The following is a 17,690-nucleotide window of genomic DNA, read 5'->3' on the forward strand; positions in this document are numbered from 1 at the left end:
CCGATGGTGCCGATGGTGCCGCCGAGGGCACAGGGCGTGGAACGGGGTGGGAGCGCCGCGGCCCTCCCACCCCGTTCCGTCCCCGCTCCCGGGCGCAGCAGGAGCCACCCAACAACGGCCGCGGCGGGGAGATCAACTCCCTTCCCGGGACGAATCGGAGACGATCACGACGAGGAACCCCCGTGCCGGTCACCGGTGGCGTGGCGCGGGCCCGGGAGACGTACCCGGCGGAGCGCCCGCGGCCTGAGGACTGTCCGTGGCGGTCCGTAAGGTGGCCGCCATGTCCCTCCTCGATGCGATCCGCGCCGAGCCCGCCGCCGCCGACTTCCTGGCCTGGCCGGGCGACTTCTCCCTCGACGTCTACGAGCACGGGGAGGAGGTGGTGCTCGCCTCGGGCGCGGCCCTGGAGCCGGTGGCCAAGGACGGCGCGGGCGGCACCTTCTTCCTCTGCGGCGAGGGCGGCGAGGAGCGGCCGGTGCTGTACGCCGACTCCGAGGGCGGCGCGGCCCTGCTGGCCGTCGGGGTGCCCGAGCTGGTCCGGCTGCTGCTGGCGGTGCCGTGGTGGCGGGACTGCCCCCGGCTGACGGTCGAGGAGAGCGCGGAGGCGGCCGAGGAGCACCTGGAGGACGAGCCCGGGCTCCACGCCGAGCGGGACGCGGCGGCCGCCGCGCTCGGGCTCGACGTCCCCTCCGCCGCCGAGGCCCTGGCGCGGCTGCGGGAGCTCGCGCTGGGCCTCGGGGCCTCGTACGTGCTGCTCAACGCCGAGGAGGGAACCGCCTACGAGCCGCTGTTCAGACCGTAGCGGCGGTGGTGACGTCCTTGGTCGTCACCACCTTGGCGAAGCGCATCGCGTGCAGGGTCGTCGCCGTGGCGCGGGCGAGTTCGGCGGCCGGGACGGTGGTGCCGTCGGGGCCGGTCATGTCGAAGGAGTGCATGGCGTCGGTGGGGAAGATCGCGTCGTAGCCGAGGTTGCCGGCCATCCGGGCGGTGGTCTCGTTGCACACGTTGGTGATGATCCCGGTGACCACCACCTGCCGGGCGCCGCGCTCCTGGAGCCAGGCGTGCAGGTCGGGGGTGCCGTAGAAGGCGCTGTTGACGCTCTTGGTGATGTGCAGCGCGGGGGTGAGCTCGGCGACGAAGTCCTTCAGCTCGTACCCCGGGGTGCCCTCGGCCAGCGGGCCGACCGGGGCGGAGTGCTGCACGGTGACGATCGGACGGCCGGTGGCCTGCCAGACGGCGATCAGCTCGGCCATCCGCTGCTCGGCCTGCGGGTTGTCGCGGGGGCCGAAGTCCGGGGCCTCGAAGCCCTTCTGGACGTCGATGAGCAGCAGGACGGCGTCGGGGTCGAGGGTGAGCGGGGCGTCGAAGGCATCGGTGTTCGTCATGCCGTCCATGGTGGTCGGCGCCACCGGTGGGGCGTGATGGGCGGAGATGCCAGCTATCGATAGATTCCTGCCATGCGCACGGTGGGTTGCCTGATCTTCGACGGTGTCCGGGCCTTCGACTACGCCGTGATCGGCGAGGTGTGGACGGACCGGTCCGCCCGGTTCGGCCTGCCCGCCTTCGACCTGCGGGTCTGCGGGCCGGAGGGCGCGCGGGTGCGGCTGGGCGGCGGGCTGGAGCGGGTACCCGACGACGGGCCGGCGGCGCTGGCCGCGTGCGACCTGGTGGTGGTGCCGGGCGTCGAGGACCCGGGCGCCCGGCGGAGCCCGGAGATCCTGGAGGCCCTGCGGGCCGTCGCCGCCGCCGGTGTCCCGATCGCCTCGCTCTGCGCGGGCGCCTTCGTCCTCGCCGAGGCCGGCCTGCTGGACGGCCGCGAGGCCACCACCCACTGGGCGCTCGTCCCCGAACTCGCCCGCCGCTTCCCGGCGGTGACGGTCCGGCCCGAGGTGCTCTTCACCGGCGGCGAGGGCCTGTGGACCTCGGCCGGCGTCGCGGCGGGCATCGACCTCTGCCTCCACCTCGTCCGCACCGCCCACGGCCAGCAGGCCGCCGCCACCATCGCCCGGGCCATGGTCACCGCCCCCTTCCGGGCGGGCGGCCAGGCCCAGTTCATCCCCTCTCCGGTCCCGGACGCCGCCGCCGACGACGACTCGCTCGCCCGGCTGCGTGCGGAGGTTCTGGCCTCCCTCGGCACCCCCTGGACGGTGCGCCGGATGGCCGCCGCCGCCCTGATGTCCGAACGCACCTTCGCCCGCCACTTCACCGCCACCACCGGCACCACCCCGATGCGCTGGCTCCTCGACCAGCGCATCCTCACCGCCCAGCGCCTCCTGGAGGAGACCGACCTGCCCGTCGACACCGTCGCCACCCACTGCGGCTTCGCCTCGGCGGTCTCGCTGCGGCCGGTCTTCGTGGCCCGGGTCGGCGTCGCGCCGAGGGAGTACCGCCGGGCCTTCCGGGGCCGGGAGGAGGGCTGAGCGTGGACCACCGCTCCGACGGGAAGCGCCACCACGATCTCGATCGCACCCGACGGCCCGGCCCGGCGGGAGAATCAGCCGGCGGCGGACTGGTGGGGCGGGGTGGCGGCCCTCAGCGCCGCCACCCCGTTGGCTTCTCGGCACGGGGGCCGTGGTCCGTTGAGCCAAACCCCACCTTGGGGTGAAGTCGGGAGGCGAGGGGCGGAAGTGGACCGGGCACCGCCACCCCTGGTGCCCTCAGCCCGCGGCGACCTCGCGCAGGCGCTTCCTGTCCGGCTTGCCGACGGGCGTCAGCGGGATCTCGTCCACGAGGTGCAGCGCCTCGGGGGCGTAGATCCGCCCCTTGCGCTCGGTGACGAAGGCGCGGAGTTCGTCCAGCTCCGGCCGCTGTCCCGGGGCGGGGACGACGGCGACGTGGACGTGCTCCGTCTCCTGGTCGTCGCGGACCCCGAAGACGGCGCAGCGGGCGACCGCCGGGTGGGTGAGGAGGAGGTCCTCCACCTCGGAGGGGTAGACGTGCCCGCCGACCACGATGATCAGGTCCTTGACCCGGTCGGAGAGGTAGAGGTAGCCGTCCTTGTCGAAGTAGCCGACGTCGCCGGTGTCCAGCCAGCCGTCCCGCAGTACCGCGGCGGTGAGGTCGGGCCGCTTCCAGTACCCGGCCATGACGGTGTCGGAGCGCAGGTGGATCTCGCCCTGCTCGCCGGCCGGCAGGTCGGTGCCGTCGGGCGAGCGGATCGCCACCTCGACGCCCGGGGCGGGCCGGCCGACCGGGACCTGGGTGCTGCCCGGGCCGATCCGGTCGTGCTCCTGCGGGGTGAGCACGGAGATCATCTGCGCCTCCGACATCCCGTAGGCGCCCATCAGGACCGGCCCGAACACCTTGAGCGCCTCGCGGATCCGGGTCGGCGAGGCGGCGCAGCCCCCGTACGCGATCTGCCGCAGGCTGGACAGGTCGGTGCGGCCGATCGCCGGGTGGTCGAGCAGCTGGTAGAGCAGCGGCGGCAGCAGCCAGAGGTCGGTGATGCGTTCGCGCTCGATGGCGGCGAGCACCGCGCCGGGCTCGAAGGAGCGCTGGAGGACCACCGCGCCGCCGTGGTAGAGCGTCAGGTCGCACATGATGCCCGCGAGGTGGGCGAGCGGGGTGGCGGCGAGGAGCCGGGGTGTGCCGTCGGCGGGGTCGCTGCCGATCGGGGCGTCGAAGACGCGGCGGTGGGGCCCGTGCAGGCTGAGGATGCCCTTCGGGATGCCGGTGGTGCCGCCGGTGTGTCGGATGCCGAGGTCGTCGTCGGGGCCGATCCGGACGGCCGGCGGTTCGGCGGGGCGGTGGGTGGAGGCGGCGATCGCGTCCGCGCCGACGGCGTCGGGGTCGCCGCCGGGCCCGGGGCCGAGGGTGAGGACGGTCGGCACGTCGATCAGCGGGAGCAACTCGGCCGCGGCGGCGTAGCGTTCGGCGTCCACGAGCAGCACGGTGGTGTCGACGCTCGCCGTGATCTCGGCGAGGATCGGGGTGCTCATGCCGTCGTACAGGTTCACCACCCGGGCGCCCGCGAGGCCCGCGGCGTACCGGGCGCTCAGGGCCTCGGGGGTGTTGCCGGTCAGCAGGGTCACGGTGCTGCCGACGGTGACGCCCCGGGCGATCAGCTCGTGGGCGAGGCGGTAGGTGGTGGCGGCGAAGTCGCCGGCGGTGATCTCGACGCCGTCGGCGGAGGTGATGGCCCGCCGGGAGGGGTCGGAGGCGAGGGACCGGAGGATCAGGGCGGGACCGCTGACGAACTCCGCGTCGGACATGGCTACTTCTTCCTTGTAGTTTGCAACCATGACCACAGGCTAACCCCGACCTCGCCGTCGTGCTGGGGTTTCCCCGTGCATGGTTGGCGCGAACGCTCCTCTACCGGCGCATTCATGACGGTTATTCAGATCAGGGCGCCCCCCGCGCCGCCCCGTTCGAGTGAATCACGGGGAGTCCGGAGCGGCCCGCTCAGAACGCCGCCGGGGGTCGGAGGGCGAGGTCGGTGACGGTGGCCCAGTGCGTGGCGCCGGCGGTGACGATCGCGTAGCCCTGCTGGGAGGGGAGTCGGGGGATCAGGGCGCTGCGGCAACCGTGGCTGTCGTGGACCTCGACGGGGGTGGGGACGCCGTGGAGCAGCACCTCGCCCGGGGTGGGCGGGCCGTCGAGCGGGGCCAGGTGGGTTCGGGGGTCGAGACGGTCCGAATTGGCCAGGAAGGTGGAGAGTTGGGACTGCGGGGTGGTGAGGGAGCCCACCCGGTGGCCGGCCGGAACGGGCCGCGAGGTCTGGACGACGGCGACGAGCTCGCCGTCCAGGTGGTAGTTGAGGTCCAGGTGGCAGAGGTAGCCGTCGGAGGACAGCCGCCCGAGCAGGAAGAACCACCCGGGCGGAGCGGCGCGGAGGACGGCGATCTGCTCGCCCCACTCCTCGGCCGTCTCGCGGTGGGTCGGTATGCGGATGCTGCGCGGGCGGGTGTCGCGGAACAAGGACTTCCCCCAACGGGCCGTTCACGGATGGTCATTGGGATGAGTATGCGGGTGCCGCCCGGAGGTTCGGGCGCGGACCGGCCGGTAGGCTCGGGCGCGGTGCGGGGAGTGACCGATTCCTGAGGGGGACTGATCATGGCGACGTACGTTCTGATCCATGCCGCGGCTGTCGACGCCTGGTACTGGGGGCCGCTGGCGGCCGAGCTGCGGGAGCGGGGCCATGAGGTGGTCGCGCCGGACCTGCCGTGCGAGGACGAGGCGGCCGGCCTCGCCGAGTACGCGGACGCGGTGGTGGCGGCGATCGGCGAGCGGACGGGCCGGCTCGTGCTGGTCGCCCACTCGTTCGGTGGCTTCACGGGCCCGCTGGTGTGCGAGCGGCTGCCGGTGGACCTGCTGGTCATGCTCCAGGCCCAGGTGCCGGCTCCCGGGGAGTCGCCGGGCGCGTGGTGGGAGAACACCGGCTACTGGGCGGACCGGAGGGAGGCCGACGCCGCCCGGGGCGTGGCGGAGGGCACGGAGGAGGACGTGCGCTCCCTGGTCGTGCACGACACTCCGGCCGCACTGGCAGAGGAGTTCATCGCGGAGCACCAGCGGCAGCAGTCGCCGGCTCCGTTCGGGACGCCGTGGCCGGCGGCCGCCTGGCCGCAGGTGCCGACCAGGTTCCTGATGTCCTCCGGCGACCGGTTCTTCCCGGCCGCGTTCCTGCGGCGGCACGTCGAGGAGCGGCTCGGCTTCCGGCCGGACGAGATGCCGGGCGACCACTGCCCCATGCTCGGTCACCCGAAGGAGCTGGCCGAGCGGCTGGAGGCGTACCGGGCGGCGCTGTAGACGGCGCAGCAGGCAGGGGTGGTGCGCAGGAAGTCGGCGGGGCGACTTCCCGCGCGTCCCGGCCGACGACCACTCGACCTCCGATCGCCCGCACCACCGCTGAGGCCGTGTCACGTCCAGCCAGTTGCAGGCGAACGGCCCGTGCGCTCTCGGACACATGACGATGCGCGGACAGCCGACTTCGCCCGCCCGGTGGCTCCTAGCCTCGTGCCGCGACAGGAGTGCTCCATCGTCGATCCGGAGGGACCGAAAGAAACCGTGCTGAAAAAACTCTGCTCCGCCCTGCTGACCCTGGCCATCTCCATGGGCCTGGTCACGACGCTCAGCGGCACCGCGTCCGCGGCCAACTACCAGGTGATCGACTGGCGCATCTCGAACATCACCGCGGGTGGAAACTCCCACCAGCAGAACTACTGGAACCTGATCGACGCCATCCACCGGTACACCTACGGCAGTCCGACCGGTCTCAACGGCGTCGCCGAGACCACCACCGAACACGGCCGCCTGATCCAGGTGCGCGTCCTCGACACCAACAACGCCCACCTCGTCTCCGTCTACCTCTGGGCGAACGACCTCTACGTCGCCGGCTTCTACGCCCCGCAGAGCAACACCCACTGGGCGTTCCAGGACCGGATCAACGAGTTCCAGAGCGCGCTGGGCGTGACGGTGCCCGGGAACCACCGCATCGCCAGCGGCAACTACAGCCACATCCCGGGCGGCAACGAGCGGGGAAGCCTCGTCCTCAACCCCGAGCACATCTACAACGCCATGCGCACCCTCGGCCGCGCGACGGCGTACAACGACTCGACGGGCCGGGCGCTGCTGACGGCGATCCAGATCTTCTCGGAGGCGTCACGCTTCGGCGTGGTCTTCGACGTCGTCCGGGGCAACATCCAGGATCCCGGCCGAAACCGGCCGCTGAACTACTTCGATCCGCAGCGCGGCAACATCCTGGCCGCCAACGTCGAGAACCAGTGGGGGCAGATCAGCGAGTTCATCCGCAACGCCCGCAACGACCCGTCCACGGCGACCATCTCCGTCATGGGCCACACCGTCGCCACCATCGCGGCCGTGCTCTACTACACCGGCTTCTTCGAGGCCAACGGGGCCATCATGCACAAGCCGAGGTAAGGCGAAGCCCCGGGGCGGCCCACCGGCACCGGCCGGTGGGCCGCCCCACGGCCCGTTCCCCTTCGCCGCACAGGAAGCAGGCCCGTCGACTCTGCTGGCGAAGTAGGTGATCGGCCTCGTTCACCAGGGCCTGGAGGGTCGCGCCGAGGCGTGCGGCCCGGTCGGCTCCGCCCGTGATCGCCAGGAGCGGGCGCGGACCCGTCGGCTGTGCGAGCGCAGGGCCGGGGAGAAGGGCTGCGGCCGGGTGCACGGGGGGCTACTTCTCGACGGCGATGTCGGCGAAACTGACGGCGAAGGCGTCGGGGTCGTCGTCCTCGTCCAGGTGGTAGGTGGCGCTGGCCCAGGCGCCGACGAGCCGGACGCGGGGGGACGCGGGGTCGGCGGGGTCGCCCGCGACGAGGATGGCGTCCTGGCGGGTGCTGGTGTTCCCGAGGTCCTCGACCCACTCGGTGGTGGCCTCGTCGCGGAGGTCGCCGCGTGTGAGGACCACGCTGCCCCACAGCGGCACGGGGGCCTGGTAGTTGCCGGCGAGGCAGGCGTCGATGTCGAGTTCGATGTCGACGAGGGTGAGCTTGCTGACGGACGCGAGTGCTTCGGTCCGGTTGTCGCCGAGGTCGAGGTGGTACGTGGTCATGTCCGGGTCTCCTGGTGGCGGCGCGGGCGCGGGTCAGTGCGGCTCGGGGGAGGTGCGGACGGGAATCCTGACCTTGAAGACCTTGCCGTCGCCGAGGAAGAAGACGATCCGGGCGTTGTCGCCGGGGGTGATCAGGCGGGTCGGCTTCTCCAGCGCGAGGTGGTAGCCGCCCGGCGCGAAGGCGAACCCGCCCTTGGCGGAGAGGGTGACCCGGTCGTGCTTGACCGTCTTCGAGGCCCCGGCGTCGGTGACGGTCCGGCAGATCTCGATGCTCCGGTAGTCGGGGCTGGCGATCCTGGTGATGTCGAGGCGTTCGTCCGAGGAGTTCTTCAGGCCGATGTAGCCCGCGGCGGGCAGGGCGTTCGGCAGCCAGCGGATCCAGGCGGACTTCTCCCGGACCGTGATGTCGGTGTTGACCGGTGTCTTCATGGAAGTGACTCCTCGCCGGGGATCGGCCATCGGCCTCGCACGGCCAGCACACCGGGTCGGCTGTTGATCACGCAAGGTGATCCGTTGGAAGGTCACTCGATCCGGTCATGGCACGGCCCGACTCCATGACGTCGGGCGACGGGGCTGGTAAGCGCGCTTGCTCGGGTGGAGGCGGCCTTGCCGTGTCCGCCCCGCCGTGCGGAGGTGGCTGCCCAGTGGCGCGCGCCGGCCGGGAGTGAGGTGCCCGTGAGGCCGTGCGCAGGGCACGATGACCTGCCATATCCGGTCTGTGAACGGCCGGACAGGTCCCGGGCCGATTCCTTCGGAACACCAGAAGTCGGCGGGGCCGACTTCCTGTGCGGGGCCATGGGCCGAGGTGGCCGTACCCAGTCCGGTTCAGGCCAGGGTGCGGCCACCTCGGCGCAGGAGCCGTGACGGTCCGGTCAGGCTTCGGTGGGCAGGAGTGCGGCGAGTTCGCCCAGGACCCGGGCGGCCGGTGCCGGGTCGACCAGCCACTTCAGGTGGCTGCCGGGGAGCGTGCGGACGTCATAGGGGTTCTCCGGCGTCAGCGCGTCGCCCTCGCAGATCATCCGGTCCTGCATGGCGAGCGGGATGCCGGCGTCCTCGGTCAGCCGGACGTACGTCTTGGGGATGCGCCCCCAGGTGTCGGCCTGTGCCCGGTCGTCGTTGGTGCCGGCGTCGAGGTTCTCGTCGGGCTGGAAGGTGTTGAGGAACGCCAGGAACTCCTCGTCCGTCCCGTCGGCGAGGAAAGCCGCCTTGAAGGTCGCGAGGACACCGGGGTCGGCGGTGCGGAAGTTGACGCGCAGCAGCCCGAGTTCGGCGGGGTTCCCGACCATCCCCGAGGCCAGTCCAGCGGCGTCGGCCGTGGCCATCTCGGGCTCGGCGTAGTAGGCGACGACGTCGAGGTTGACGGGGCACCACGCGGATACGTAGACGATGCGGTCGATCAGGTCGGGCCGCTGGTTCGCCGCGACGGTGGCCGTCAGGCCGCCGCGGCTGTGGGAGACGAGGACGACGGGCCCGTTCCGCTTGGCCCGCTCCAGTATCCCGATGAGGTGCGCGACGTTGTCGGCGAGCGTGACGCCCTTGATGGCCCCGGGCGCGGTGGCGAGCCCTTCGAGGTCCTGCGGCGCCTGGTAGGCCCGCAGGTAGGTCGCGGCGAAGCCGTGCCCCGGAAGGTCGACGGCGACGGATCGGTGTCCGAGGAGGCCGAGTTCGGCTTGGAGCGGCGCGAAGGAGAAGGAGTTCGCGAAAGCTCCGTGAACCAGGACGAACGTCGGTTGCATCTGTCTGCTCACTTTCTGACCTCCGTGGCGTCGGCGGCACGCGCGTTGCCCGCTCCGATGCCGCGAACCACCTCGCGGTCGAGCGCGGAGTCACGAGGGCAGCCGACAGCTGCCCAACTGTTCGACGGCTCACAGTACTCAGTGAGTGATCACCGCACTACCCGGAAAGGCCCTTCGCTGCTTGGGTGCGGCAGTGGGTGAGGGCGAGTTTGATGCGGGTGTCGGGGCCGGGGGTGGTGGTGAGGAGTTCGCCTGCGGTGACGAGGGTGGTCCAGTAGCGGGCGGGGTCGCCGGTGCGGGGGAGGGGTTGGGCGGCGGCGAGGGAGAGGTAGGCGGTGGTGAGGTTGCCGGTGGTGAACCAGCGGCTCAGGCCGTGCTGGTGGCCGGGGCGGATGCCGCCCATGGCGTCGACGGCGGTCAGGAAGAGGTCGACGACGGAGAGTTCGGTATCGGTGAGGGAGGCGGGGACGTCGAAGACGCCGAGGGCTTCGAGGAGTTCGCCGGTGTCGGTTTCGGAGTTCGGGCGGGGGTTGGCGAGGAGGGCGTCGTAGCAGTCGTCGAGGCGGCGGGTGGTTTCGGCGAGGGGGATGGTGAGGGCGAGGCAGACGGCGCGGGCGGAGGGCAGGGGCTTGTGGGTGCGGCGGGCGAGGAGGGCGTAGGTGGCGGCGGGGGTGGTGCCGCGGGAGAGGGCGTGGCGGGCGAGGGTGGCGAGGTGCATGGGGGTTCGGGCTTTCAGGCGGTGACGAGGGTGGGAGTGGGGGCGGGGGCGACGAGGGCCCAGACGAACTTGCCGATCCCGCCCGGACGGGAGGCGCAGCCCCAGCGTTCGGCCAGTTCGTTGACGAGGAACAGGCCGCGGCCGTGCTCGTCGTCGGCGCTCGGGGTGTGGAGGGAGGGGTGGCCGGTGCCGGCATCGTGGACTTCGAGGCGCAGACGGTCGCCGGCGAGGGCGAAGCGGATCTCGATGTGGCGGTCGGCGGGCGCGTCGGAGTGCTGGACGGCGTTGGCGAACAGCTCGCCGAGGAGCAACTCGGCGGTGTCGGAGTAGTGCTCCCCGGCGGACAGGCCGGAGAGGTAGGCGCGGAGCAAGTACCGGGCCAGGGGCGTGGATTCGGTCCGGGAGTCGAGGCGCGCGACGAACGTGCGGGGGCGACGGGACGTGAGCATGGGGGAGTACCTCAGGGGGCGGGAGGGGGCGTACGAAGGGAGCGCGCATTCACGCTGTGCATGCAGATGATCGCGTTCCGGTATCAATGATCGGTCCGCGGAGGTACGGTGACGCCCAGATCCACGTGTTGGGCACGTGACGCACAGGTGGGAGCAGCGATGGCACACCGGAAGATCAAGCGCGGACCGACGGCAAGCTCCGCGATCATGTTCGGCGAAGAGGTCCGCTACGCACGCGAGTTGGCGGGCTACACCCAGGAGGACCTGGGCAAGCTGCTCCACCTCGACCGGACGGTGATCTCGCGGACCGAGAGCGGGCGACGGCGGCCGTCGGTCGAGGAGGTCGAGGAGCTCGGGCAGCTGCTGAACACCGGTGACCTGCTGATGCGGCTGTACAACCGGGTGGACTGGAACGCCTCGATCGAGCACCCGGATTGGTTCCAGGAATATGTGGACCAGGAGGCCATCGCGGTCGGGCTGCGCGCGTACCAGGACAGCATGATGTACGGCCTGTTGCAGTGCAGGCAGTACGCACAGGCCCTGTTTGCCAGTGGCGTTGGGGCCGGCAAGCCGGAGGAAATCGAGGAGCTGATCAGGGCCCGACTCAGTCGGCAGAGCCGGTTCCTTGAACCTGATGGGCCGCTGCTACTCGTCATTCTCGACGAGAGCGCGATCCGAACGGTCGTGGGTGGGCCGGATGTGATGAGAAGCCAGATGGAGCATTTGCTGCGAGTGGCTCAGCTCCCGAACATCGTCGTTCAGGTGGCTCCGTTCTCGTGCCGTCGGATCGTCTTCAACGCGGCTATGGTGTTGCTGGAGCTGCCGGATGGGCAGCGTTCGGTGTACTCGGAGAGCCTCGATCGCGGGCATCTGAGTGATGCTTCTGACGTCGTGGCCAGGCATCAGCGTCGCTATGATCAGCTCCGCGCCGAATGTCTGTCAGAGTTCGACTCGCTTCGGCTGATCACCGAGGCGCTGGAGGGTTTCAAGGATGATGAGCAACGAGCTCGCCGCGGCCGCCTGGCGGAAGAGCAGCTACAGCGGCGACAACGGCGGCAACTGCATCGAGGTGGCCCCCGGATTCCCCGGCCTCGTTCCGGTGCGTGACTCCAAGGACCCGCAGGGCCCGGCCCTCGTCTTCGCCGACTCCGCGTGGGGCGCCTTCGTCGAAGCCGTTCGGTCGGGCGAGTTCCCGATCAAGGGCTGATCCACTCCTCACCGCCCTCGGGGCGGGGCGCCACTCGGCGCCCCGCCCCGAGGCATGTTCCGCTCGACCGGTCTACTCGTCGTCGGCAGGTGTCCGTGCTCTCCCTGCGGACGCGCGGCCGCCACCTCCAGCTCGGGCACACCACCGGCGCGGAGAAGGGCGACGTCGCGCTGCCGATCGACGTGATGATGGTCAAGGAACTGGAGATCCTTGGCGCCTTCGGCATGCAGGGCCAGCGGTTCGGCACGATGCTCAACATGATCGGGGCCGGCCGCCTCAACCCCGGCCGGATCGTGACCCGCACCGTCGGCCTCCACGAAGCGGGCGGAGTGCTGGAGTCCCTGGAGACGTACGGGCCGACCGGCGTGGTCGTCATCGACGAGTTCCGGGCCTGACCTCGCAAGCCGGGCGGACGGCCCGGACGCGCCGGTCCGCCTGCTGCGGCCTGCCGCCGCAGGCCCGCCCGTTCGCTCGGGGGTGGTCGGAAGCACCCCTCCGGATGGTCTATAGTTTTCCTCATCACCCAGATGCGCGGGTGGCGGAATAGGCAGACGCGCTGGATTCAGGTTCCAGTGCCCGAAAGGGCGTGGGGGTTCAACTCCCCCCTCGCGCACAAAGGTCAACCGACCCAGTGTGGCCGGTCGATCCGACGGAATGTCGGGTCGGCCGGCCTCACTGCTTTCCGGAAACGTGATTGGGCCCTCCGCGGTTGCGGAGGGCCCAATCACGTTCTGGTTGGTCAGGCGGGGTGGCCCGGGGGAGGTGGCCCTTGGGGGTGGCTTGTCGAACTCCGACCGCATCAAGGTGCTGCCGGTGGATACCCCCGAGGAGCCCGTGCGGCCGTGTTGCGATCCGCGGCGGCCGTGATTCCATGGAATTACGCGGCGATGCTCCCGCCCCTCCCAGTGCTGAACAGGAGGGAGCGTAGCGATGATCAAAGTCGTCCGGCCTCCGGAGGGCAAGAAGCGCCCGCACAACGCACCCTGGGCCACGCTCTACCCACAGCGGTGGCTGTCCCGCCTGGGACAGTGGCTGGGGTACCACTGGCGCACGTTCTGGACCAGGTTGGAGGCGCGCCACAGCATCGTCCCCAACCGCAGTTGGCGCCGGCGGCGGCCGTCCTTCCACTGGGTCGTCAGCATCGTGGGCACGCTTCTGCTCCTCTTGTGGGTGGGGGCGACCTGGTGGTCGAGTTCGCAGAAGCCCGTTCCGCAGAAGCTCCCCTGGCTCAACGTGCTCAGTGGATTCATCAGCTTCCTGGTGGCCGCCGCCTCCCTGGGGTTCTTCCTGCTCTACCGGTACCGAAAGAGCAGGAAGCCGATCGTCGAACAGGCCCGCAAGCACCCGCACGAACTGGTTCCCACGTCGGGGACGATGGTCGACCAGATCGTGGGGCGGCGGGAACTCGCCCAGGTCATCGCCGAGACGCTCCGCGACCGCAGAACGCGCAAGCCCTATCTGCTGATCGGCGGGGTGGGAACCGGAAAGACCGCCGTCCTGGTGGAGCTGACGCGGGTGCTGGCGGAGCAGCAGGCGGTCCCGGTGCCGATTCAGCTGCGCGACGCGTCCGGCAACGGCGAGCTGGATTTCGAGGAGATAGCCAAACGCCGCTTCCTGGAGCTGGCGGACCAGAGCGTTCCCTCCAGCGCGCAGGGTGAACGGACCTGGCGGCAATTGCGCATGGACGACAAGGCGGTTGTCCTCGCGGACGGTCTGGAGGAGGCCGTACAGGACGAGCAGCACCGGGACGACCGCGACAACATCATCCGTCGCGCCATCGACCGCGCGTACCGGCAGGGGCTGCCGCTGGTCATCGCGTCCCGCCCGCACACTCCGCTGGAGAGCGCGCCGGCGGCGATCATGAAGCTGGAGCCACTCAGCGAAGAGGCGGTGCTGGAATACCTGTTGCAGGACGCGCGGGAGGCGGATGAGCGGCGGCTGGACTGGATCGTGGAAACCGCCAATGTCTCGGACTCGCCGATCTACATGCGGATCGCCCGGATCCTGCAACAGCACGACTGCCTGGAACACTTGGGTCTGCGTCGCCACCCGGGCCACCTGGACACCCGCAGCCATGACTGCTCAAGGCTGCGGCTGCTGCTTCTGGAGACATGGCGGCAGGCGCTGGTCGAGGGGCGTCTGGAGAGCGAGCTGGTGTTGTCCCCGGGGGAGCGCGCGGAGACCGTCGTAGCGGTGTCCGCGCTGGCTTGCGCAGGGATGCTGCAGGACAGCCTTGAGGTGGTCTTCGATGATGTCGTCGGGCGAGGCTCGGAAGCCGCGGCGGCGGGTGCCCGCTCGGCATCCCGACTGGTCCTGACGGCAGGCCAGTTGGAGCTGATCAAGGAGGTGGCACGGGATTCGATCGCCTCGGTCAGTGGTGAGGCCGTGGCCGAGGACGAATATCAGATCCACCGGCAGGTGGCGAAGTGCGCCGCCTTCGGGCAACAGCTCGGTCTGACGGTGAGCTACGAGAACAAGGTGCGCTTCCCGCACAGCATCATCCAGGCATTCCTGGGGTTCTATCTGCTGAGCCGCATGGACGTTGAGAAGGTTGTCGGGATGGTGGGGCCCGCGCTCGAACCGCCGGGCCCCGGGCGGGAATTGCTGATAGCGCTGGTTCTGCTGTCACGGCAACGTCCGGATGCCGCCGAGGCGCTGACCCGTATGCTGCGTGACGCCGCCGGCGGCCGCAGGGACGCCAAGGCCTTGGATCTCTGTGCCGCGGCCCTGGAGATCGGCGCCGTGAGCCCGGATCTGTTGGCGCGCGGTGACATCGCCGAGGAGCTGAAGAGAGCCTGGAAGGAGGTCCTGGACGATCAACGGACGGTCGAGGAGGCGAAGCTGCGGCTGGTGTACCGGTACGGTGAGGTGCTGCGGGAGGCAGGCGAGGCAGGTAGGCAGCTCTCCTACGACCTGCTGTTCGAGATCGGCTGCATCGAGGAGTCGTATCCCGTTCGGCTGGCCATAGCCCAGGAGATGGGTGCGGGTGGTGATGCCGCGTACCGGGCCGTGCTCAAGGGCTTTCCCGCGGGCGAGGATCCCGTGGCGCGGTTTCTGCAGGAAAAGCGCAGGCTTCAGAGAGCGTGGGCGGATGCCTACCAGGAGTGGTTGAGCGCCGTCGACGGCCAGGGGAACGAGCGGCTCCAGGACGAGATCTTCCGTAGCCGAGTGAAGGACCTGGAACTCTCCAAAGAGGAACTCTGCCGTCATTTCGTCATGCGAGCCTGGATAGGCCCCACGCTCGTGGGCTCGGTCAGCGAGAAGTACCGTGACGAGGCGAAGGAGCGGCTCGATTTCTGGCTGGGACACCTCGGACCCGCCGCCGTCAGGAAGCCCGACCTGCCGCTTTCCCTGGAGAACGCACTGGCCCAGGGCTTCAAGAACGCCGCGAACCGAAGGCGGCGGCACGCCAGCACCTCCGAGGAGACCAGGACCTTCCTGATCAATCGGGCCGAGAAGATGCTCGGCCGTAGCCGCTACTGGTACTCCCAGCTCAGTCTGCTGCAAGCGTTGTGTCTCTGGGAGCTGCCGGATGCCGTGGGGCAGGAGGCCAGTGCCGTCGCGGCGGAGCACCGACCGCGGCAGCGCTCACACAAGGCGGCTTCAGCCAGCGGTCACGACCAGGTGACGCACGGCACCGCCGACCCCGTACGGTCGGTGGCGCACTGGCTCTCCCTGATCGGCGCCGAACACCGTGCGGCGGCGGGCGGCGTCGACCATGACCGGCTCCTCCACCCCTTCGTGGCGGAAGCGGGCGATCTGGCGACGCTGGCCCTGGAGACGGGGCATCCGGAGTTCTTCATCTGGATCGACGAGAAGATGGCCCTGGACAACGTGGGGTCCCGGCCGGCCGATCCGGACCGCTACCGCAAGCACAATCTGTGGATCCCTCCCTCCGTGGGATGGAGCATTCTCCACCCCCGTGCCCAGCGACTGGTCGCCGACGTCCTCATCATGAACAACCTCACCGGGCGCAACGGGAAGTTCGACGAGGTGGAGGAACGGCTGAGGCTGGCGAACCAGGAGGGGCTCCCGCCCTGCCTCACTCAGGACCGCGGCCCGCTGCACCCGGAGTTCACCGTCGGCAAGGCGGAGGCCGACGAGCCCGGCAGCACCTGTCTGCCCAACTGCCCCTTCCGGCTGTGCCCTTACCCGCCCAGGAGCCGTCAGCCGCAGGCCGAGCTCGAGGAACCGTTCTGCCGGCAGCAGGAGGCGCTCCTGCACGCCAGGGCACGCTGGCGGCTGGTCGCGGTGAGCCGCCACACGCCGCCCTGGGTCGGCACCCCCGTCAGAAGGCTGCACCGTTTCTGGGAGGCGATGGCCGACCGCAACCGCACCACGGGCGTCGGCGGTTAGAGAGCGCCTGAGAAGCCCCGGTCGTCGGCCGGTCGATCGCCTGGCAGTCACATGAGCTTCCGGCGGCCGGTCTCCTTCTTGAGACCGCCCACGTTGATCGGCTGGAGGATGACGGTGATCGCGCCGACCGAGAAGTGCTGCACCGGACCTCCGGTGTTTCGCCCGTGGAAGCTGTGCGGCAGCGCATGCCCGTTGGTCGGGTCCGTGCCCGCCGTATACATGTCGACGATGCCCTCGTGCCCTTGGCGGGCCCGTGCGTCGTTGCCGTCCGCGGCCTGCTCCACGGTGATGCGGTCATCGCCGTCCTCGGCGACCACGGCCGCCACGTGGTAGGGCCATCCGCTGGTGTTGTCGGGCCGCTCGAAATCCCCGTGCCATGCGGTCTCCACGATGGCGAACGCCTGGCCGGGGTTCGGCCGCTCCTCACCGTTCGAGCCCGGGCCGCCGGGCCTGGCATTCGCGTAGGCCATGGCGCCCTGCGCGTTCTCCTCGTCGCCCAAGCCGAACTGGTGGCCGCCCAAGGCGAATTCGCTGGCGTCCTGCCCCAGGGCCAGCCGCTGCTGGTGCATGATCTCCTCGGCGGTGTGGGCACAGTCCGCGAGGAAGGCCGTTGACGGCTCGTACTCCGCGTACGTGCGCCCCGCGATCTGCCCGCTCTCCCCGGTCGGCGTGCAGTACCGGGGCGCTGGGGCGCCCTGCGCGACCCAGATGACGGTGGTGTCCGCCCCGGGATCGACGGTCATGAGGTAGAGGCCGTTCTGCGAGACCCGTGCGGGCCCCAACTCCGCGGTGGTGACCTGGGCAAATCGCTGGAGGGCCGTTGCGTCGGTGCCGCGCGCCGTGCCCCGGGCCATGGCGTCGGCCACCCGCTGTACGGGGGCGGCACGGAGGCCGTGGTCGCCGCGGGTGCTCTGCTCGGGCGTCCGGCTCATCACCCGGATCGCGTTGGCCTCGGCCTCGCGCTCGAAGCGGTCACCGGGGTCGGAGACGCTCAGGCCCGACCCGTTGTCCGTGCCGGCCACCGGACCCTGGCGCTGCTGGATGACGTGGGTCAGCTCATGGGCGAGGGTGTGCTTGTCGGCGCCGCCGTTGCCGATGACGACATGGCTGCCGGAGGTGTAGGCGCGGGCACCCACCTCGGCGGCGGAGTCGCGGGCCGCGGAGTCGGTGTGCAGGCGGACGTCGGAGAAGTCGGCGCCGAGGCGGGATTCCATTTCCCGGCGCAGCGCTTCGTCCAGCGGCTTGCCCGGCGAGCGCAGCACGTCGTGCACGGCGGACCGTTGCACCGGCCCCGCCGCGCGCTGGTGGTGGTTCCGGCCCGCGCCGTGCTGGTGCCGGTTCCGCTGGAGCATGCGGACGACGGCCGCGTTGCCGGCGGTGCGCTGCAGTTCGAGAAGCGCATCGGGCACCCGCCTGCTCGGAGCCTCCCCCGGCCGCGCGGCCGAGGTCTCGGCGGTGCGCTGCGGCTGCTTTTCCTTCTTCGTCGGCTCTTGCGCGTGCATGGAACTCCGCTCGTAGGGCCGGCAGTTTCGCTGTGCTCTTCCTACATACCTGGTGCGGCGGTTGTGGGTAAGGGGTGTACGGGCACGATGCGGTGCCCCTGTGGGCAGCGCGTCCGTGGCTCACCGTGCACCGGCACAGGCTCCCGTCGGCTCCGTCACTCCGCAGTACCACGAGAGCCCAGCACATGACGGAAGAATGGGTGGTGGTCGGT

Annotated in this window: 17 protein-coding genes and 1 tRNA gene; 9 read left to right on the top strand and 9 right to left on the bottom strand. The window is 70.8% G+C overall.

The genetic code is table 11. The features are described 5' to 3' along the window. Nucleotides 1-280 precede the first annotated feature (280 nt). Complete coding sequence (locus tag AB0O11_RS28645; protein ID WP_363392528.1) at nucleotides 281-802, top strand: hypothetical protein; 522 nt, start codon at nucleotides 281-283, stop codon at nucleotides 800-802. Here the strand turns inward: AB0O11_RS28645 and AB0O11_RS28650 are convergent. Beyond that, entirely contained in the window at nucleotides 792-1,385 is a 594-nt protein-coding gene (locus AB0O11_RS28650; protein WP_363392530.1) for a cysteine hydrolase family protein, read from the bottom strand. The genes AB0O11_RS28645 and AB0O11_RS28650 overlap by 11 nt on opposite strands. A 72-nt stretch (nucleotides 1,386-1,457) precedes the next feature. Here AB0O11_RS28650 and AB0O11_RS28655 point away from each other — a divergent pair, with 72 nt between their 5' ends. Beyond that, the gene (locus AB0O11_RS28655; RefSeq protein ID WP_363392532.1) at nucleotides 1,458-2,420 is read left to right on the top strand and encodes a helix-turn-helix domain-containing protein; all 963 of its coding nucleotides are present in this window, start codon (nucleotides 1,458-1,460) and stop codon (nucleotides 2,418-2,420) included. Nucleotides 2,421-2,657: 237 nt separating this feature from the next. Here the strand turns inward: AB0O11_RS28655 and AB0O11_RS28660 are convergent, their stop codons facing one another. Both AB0O11_RS28660 and AB0O11_RS28665 read right to left on the bottom strand, forming a co-directional pair. Then, complete coding sequence (locus tag AB0O11_RS28660; RefSeq protein ID WP_363392534.1) at nucleotides 2,658-4,211, bottom strand: AMP-binding protein; 1,554 nt, start codon at nucleotides 4,209-4,211, stop codon at nucleotides 2,658-2,660. Between the two features lie 190 nt (nucleotides 4,212-4,401). Further along, on the bottom strand, nucleotides 4,402-4,917 hold the full coding sequence (locus tag AB0O11_RS28665) for a hypothetical protein (protein ID WP_363392536.1): 516 nt from the start codon (nucleotides 4,915-4,917) through the stop codon (nucleotides 4,402-4,404). Nucleotides 4,918-5,052: 135 nt separating this feature from the next. Here AB0O11_RS28665 and AB0O11_RS28670 point away from each other — a divergent pair, with 135 nt between their 5' ends. Next, on the top strand, nucleotides 5,053-5,745 hold the full coding sequence (locus AB0O11_RS28670; RefSeq protein ID WP_363392538.1) for an alpha/beta hydrolase: 693 nt from the start codon (nucleotides 5,053-5,055) through the stop codon (nucleotides 5,743-5,745). Nucleotides 5,746-6,003: 258 nt separating this feature from the next. Further along, the gene (locus AB0O11_RS28675; protein WP_363392540.1) at nucleotides 6,004-6,876 is read left to right on the top strand and encodes a ribosome-inactivating family protein; all 873 of its coding nucleotides are present in this window, start codon (nucleotides 6,004-6,006) and stop codon (nucleotides 6,874-6,876) included. 256 nt (nucleotides 6,877-7,132) lie between these two features. Here AB0O11_RS28675 and AB0O11_RS28680 read toward each other — a convergent pair whose 3' ends face one another. The 5 genes from AB0O11_RS28680 to AB0O11_RS28700 all read right to left on the bottom strand — a co-directional run bounded on the left by AB0O11_RS28680 (nucleotide 7,133) and on the right by AB0O11_RS28700 (nucleotide 10,413). Then, nucleotides 7,133-7,510 carry a hypothetical protein gene (locus AB0O11_RS28680; RefSeq protein ID WP_363392542.1) on the bottom strand — a complete coding sequence of 126 codons (378 nt, stop codon included), beginning with the start codon at nucleotides 7,508-7,510 and terminating at the stop codon, nucleotides 7,133-7,135. Between the two features lie 33 nt (nucleotides 7,511-7,543). Then, complete coding sequence (locus tag AB0O11_RS28685) at nucleotides 7,544-7,939, bottom strand: copper chaperone PCu(A)C (RefSeq protein ID WP_363392544.1); 396 nt, start codon at nucleotides 7,937-7,939, stop codon at nucleotides 7,544-7,546. Nucleotides 7,940-8,382: 443 nt separating this feature from the next. Continuing rightward, the gene (locus tag AB0O11_RS28690; protein WP_363392545.1) at nucleotides 8,383-9,258 is read right to left on the bottom strand and encodes an alpha/beta fold hydrolase; all 876 of its coding nucleotides are present in this window, start codon (nucleotides 9,256-9,258) and stop codon (nucleotides 8,383-8,385) included. A 145-nt stretch (nucleotides 9,259-9,403) separates the two neighbouring features. After that, on the bottom strand, nucleotides 9,404-9,964 hold the full coding sequence (locus tag AB0O11_RS28695; RefSeq protein ID WP_363392547.1) for a hypothetical protein: 561 nt from the start codon (nucleotides 9,962-9,964) through the stop codon (nucleotides 9,404-9,406). Between the two features lie 14 nt (nucleotides 9,965-9,978). Beyond that, entirely contained in the window at nucleotides 9,979-10,413 is a 435-nt protein-coding gene (locus AB0O11_RS28700; RefSeq protein WP_363392549.1) for an ATP-binding protein, read from the bottom strand. A 159-nt stretch (nucleotides 10,414-10,572) separates the two neighbouring features. Here AB0O11_RS28700 and AB0O11_RS28705 point away from each other — a divergent pair, with 159 nt between their 5' ends. From AB0O11_RS28705 to AB0O11_RS28725, 5 genes are all read left to right on the top strand, one after another. Then, nucleotides 10,573-11,520, top strand: a complete 948-nt coding sequence (locus AB0O11_RS28705; RefSeq protein WP_363392551.1) for a helix-turn-helix transcriptional regulator — start codon at nucleotides 10,573-10,575, stop codon at nucleotides 11,518-11,520. Further along, nucleotides 11,483-11,620 carry a DUF397 domain-containing protein gene (locus AB0O11_RS28710; protein ID WP_363392554.1) on the top strand — a complete coding sequence of 46 codons (138 nt, stop codon included), beginning with the start codon at nucleotides 11,483-11,485 and terminating at the stop codon, nucleotides 11,618-11,620. Before AB0O11_RS28705 ends, AB0O11_RS28710 begins: the two co-directional genes overlap by 38 nt. A gap of 89 nt (nucleotides 11,621-11,709) precedes the next feature. Next, nucleotides 11,710-12,015: a hypothetical protein gene (locus AB0O11_RS28715; RefSeq protein ID WP_363392557.1), complete on the top strand. Its 306-nt coding sequence runs from the start codon at nucleotides 11,710-11,712 to the stop codon at nucleotides 12,013-12,015. A gap of 134 nt (nucleotides 12,016-12,149) precedes the next feature. Further along, nucleotides 12,150-12,233 (top strand) — tRNA-Leu (locus AB0O11_RS28720). A gap of 317 nt (nucleotides 12,234-12,550) precedes the next feature. Beyond that, entirely contained in the window at nucleotides 12,551-15,976 is a 3,426-nt protein-coding gene (locus tag AB0O11_RS28725) for an ATP-binding protein (protein ID WP_363392560.1), read from the top strand. A 47-nt stretch (nucleotides 15,977-16,023) separates the two neighbouring features. Here AB0O11_RS28725 and AB0O11_RS28730 read toward each other — a convergent pair whose 3' ends face one another. Beyond that, nucleotides 16,024-17,478 carry a DUF4157 domain-containing protein gene (locus AB0O11_RS28730; protein WP_363392563.1) on the bottom strand — a complete coding sequence of 485 codons (1,455 nt, stop codon included), beginning with the start codon at nucleotides 17,476-17,478 and terminating at the stop codon, nucleotides 16,024-16,026. Nucleotides 17,479-17,690 lie beyond the last annotated feature (212 nt).

It is taken from the genome of Kitasatospora sp. NPDC093102, from assembly GCF_040683915.1.
In the GTDB taxonomy this organism is placed as follows: domain Bacteria; phylum Actinomycetota; class Actinomycetes; order Streptomycetales; family Streptomycetaceae; genus Kitasatospora.

Excerpts from the sequence above, each read along its gene's own strand:
- AB0O11_RS28705 (WP_363392551.1), top strand. The coding sequence starts at position 10,573 with ATGGCACACCGGAAGATCAAGCGCGGACCGACGGCAAGCTCCGCGATC.
- AB0O11_RS28670 (WP_363392538.1), top strand. The coding sequence starts at position 5,053 with ATGGCGACGTACGTTCTGATCCATGCCGCGGCTGTCGACGCCTGGTAC.
- AB0O11_RS28650 (WP_363392530.1), bottom strand. The coding sequence starts at position 1,385 with ATGACGAACACCGATGCCTTCGACGCCCCGCTCACCCTCGACCCCGAC.
- AB0O11_RS28730 (WP_363392563.1), bottom strand. The coding sequence starts at position 17,478 with ATGCACGCGCAAGAGCCGACGAAGAAGGAAAAGCAGCCGCAGCGCACC.
- AB0O11_RS28700 (WP_363392549.1), bottom strand. The coding sequence starts at position 10,413 with ATGCTCACGTCCCGTCGCCCCCGCACGTTCGTCGCGCGCCTCGACTCC.
- AB0O11_RS28655 (WP_363392532.1), top strand. The coding sequence starts at position 1,458 with ATGCGCACGGTGGGTTGCCTGATCTTCGACGGTGTCCGGGCCTTCGAC.
- AB0O11_RS28660 (WP_363392534.1), bottom strand. The coding sequence starts at position 4,211 with ATGTCCGACGCGGAGTTCGTCAGCGGTCCCGCCCTGATCCTCCGGTCC.
- AB0O11_RS28695 (WP_363392547.1), bottom strand. The coding sequence starts at position 9,964 with ATGCACCTCGCCACCCTCGCCCGCCACGCCCTCTCCCGCGGCACCACC.
- AB0O11_RS28725 (WP_363392560.1), top strand. The coding sequence starts at position 12,551 with ATGATCAAAGTCGTCCGGCCTCCGGAGGGCAAGAAGCGCCCGCACAAC.
- AB0O11_RS28685 (WP_363392544.1), bottom strand. The coding sequence starts at position 7,939 with ATGAAGACACCGGTCAACACCGACATCACGGTCCGGGAGAAGTCCGCC.
- AB0O11_RS28680 (WP_363392542.1), bottom strand. The coding sequence starts at position 7,510 with ATGACCACGTACCACCTCGACCTCGGCGACAACCGGACCGAAGCACTC.
- AB0O11_RS28645 (WP_363392528.1), top strand. The coding sequence starts at position 281 with ATGTCCCTCCTCGATGCGATCCGCGCCGAGCCCGCCGCCGCCGACTTC.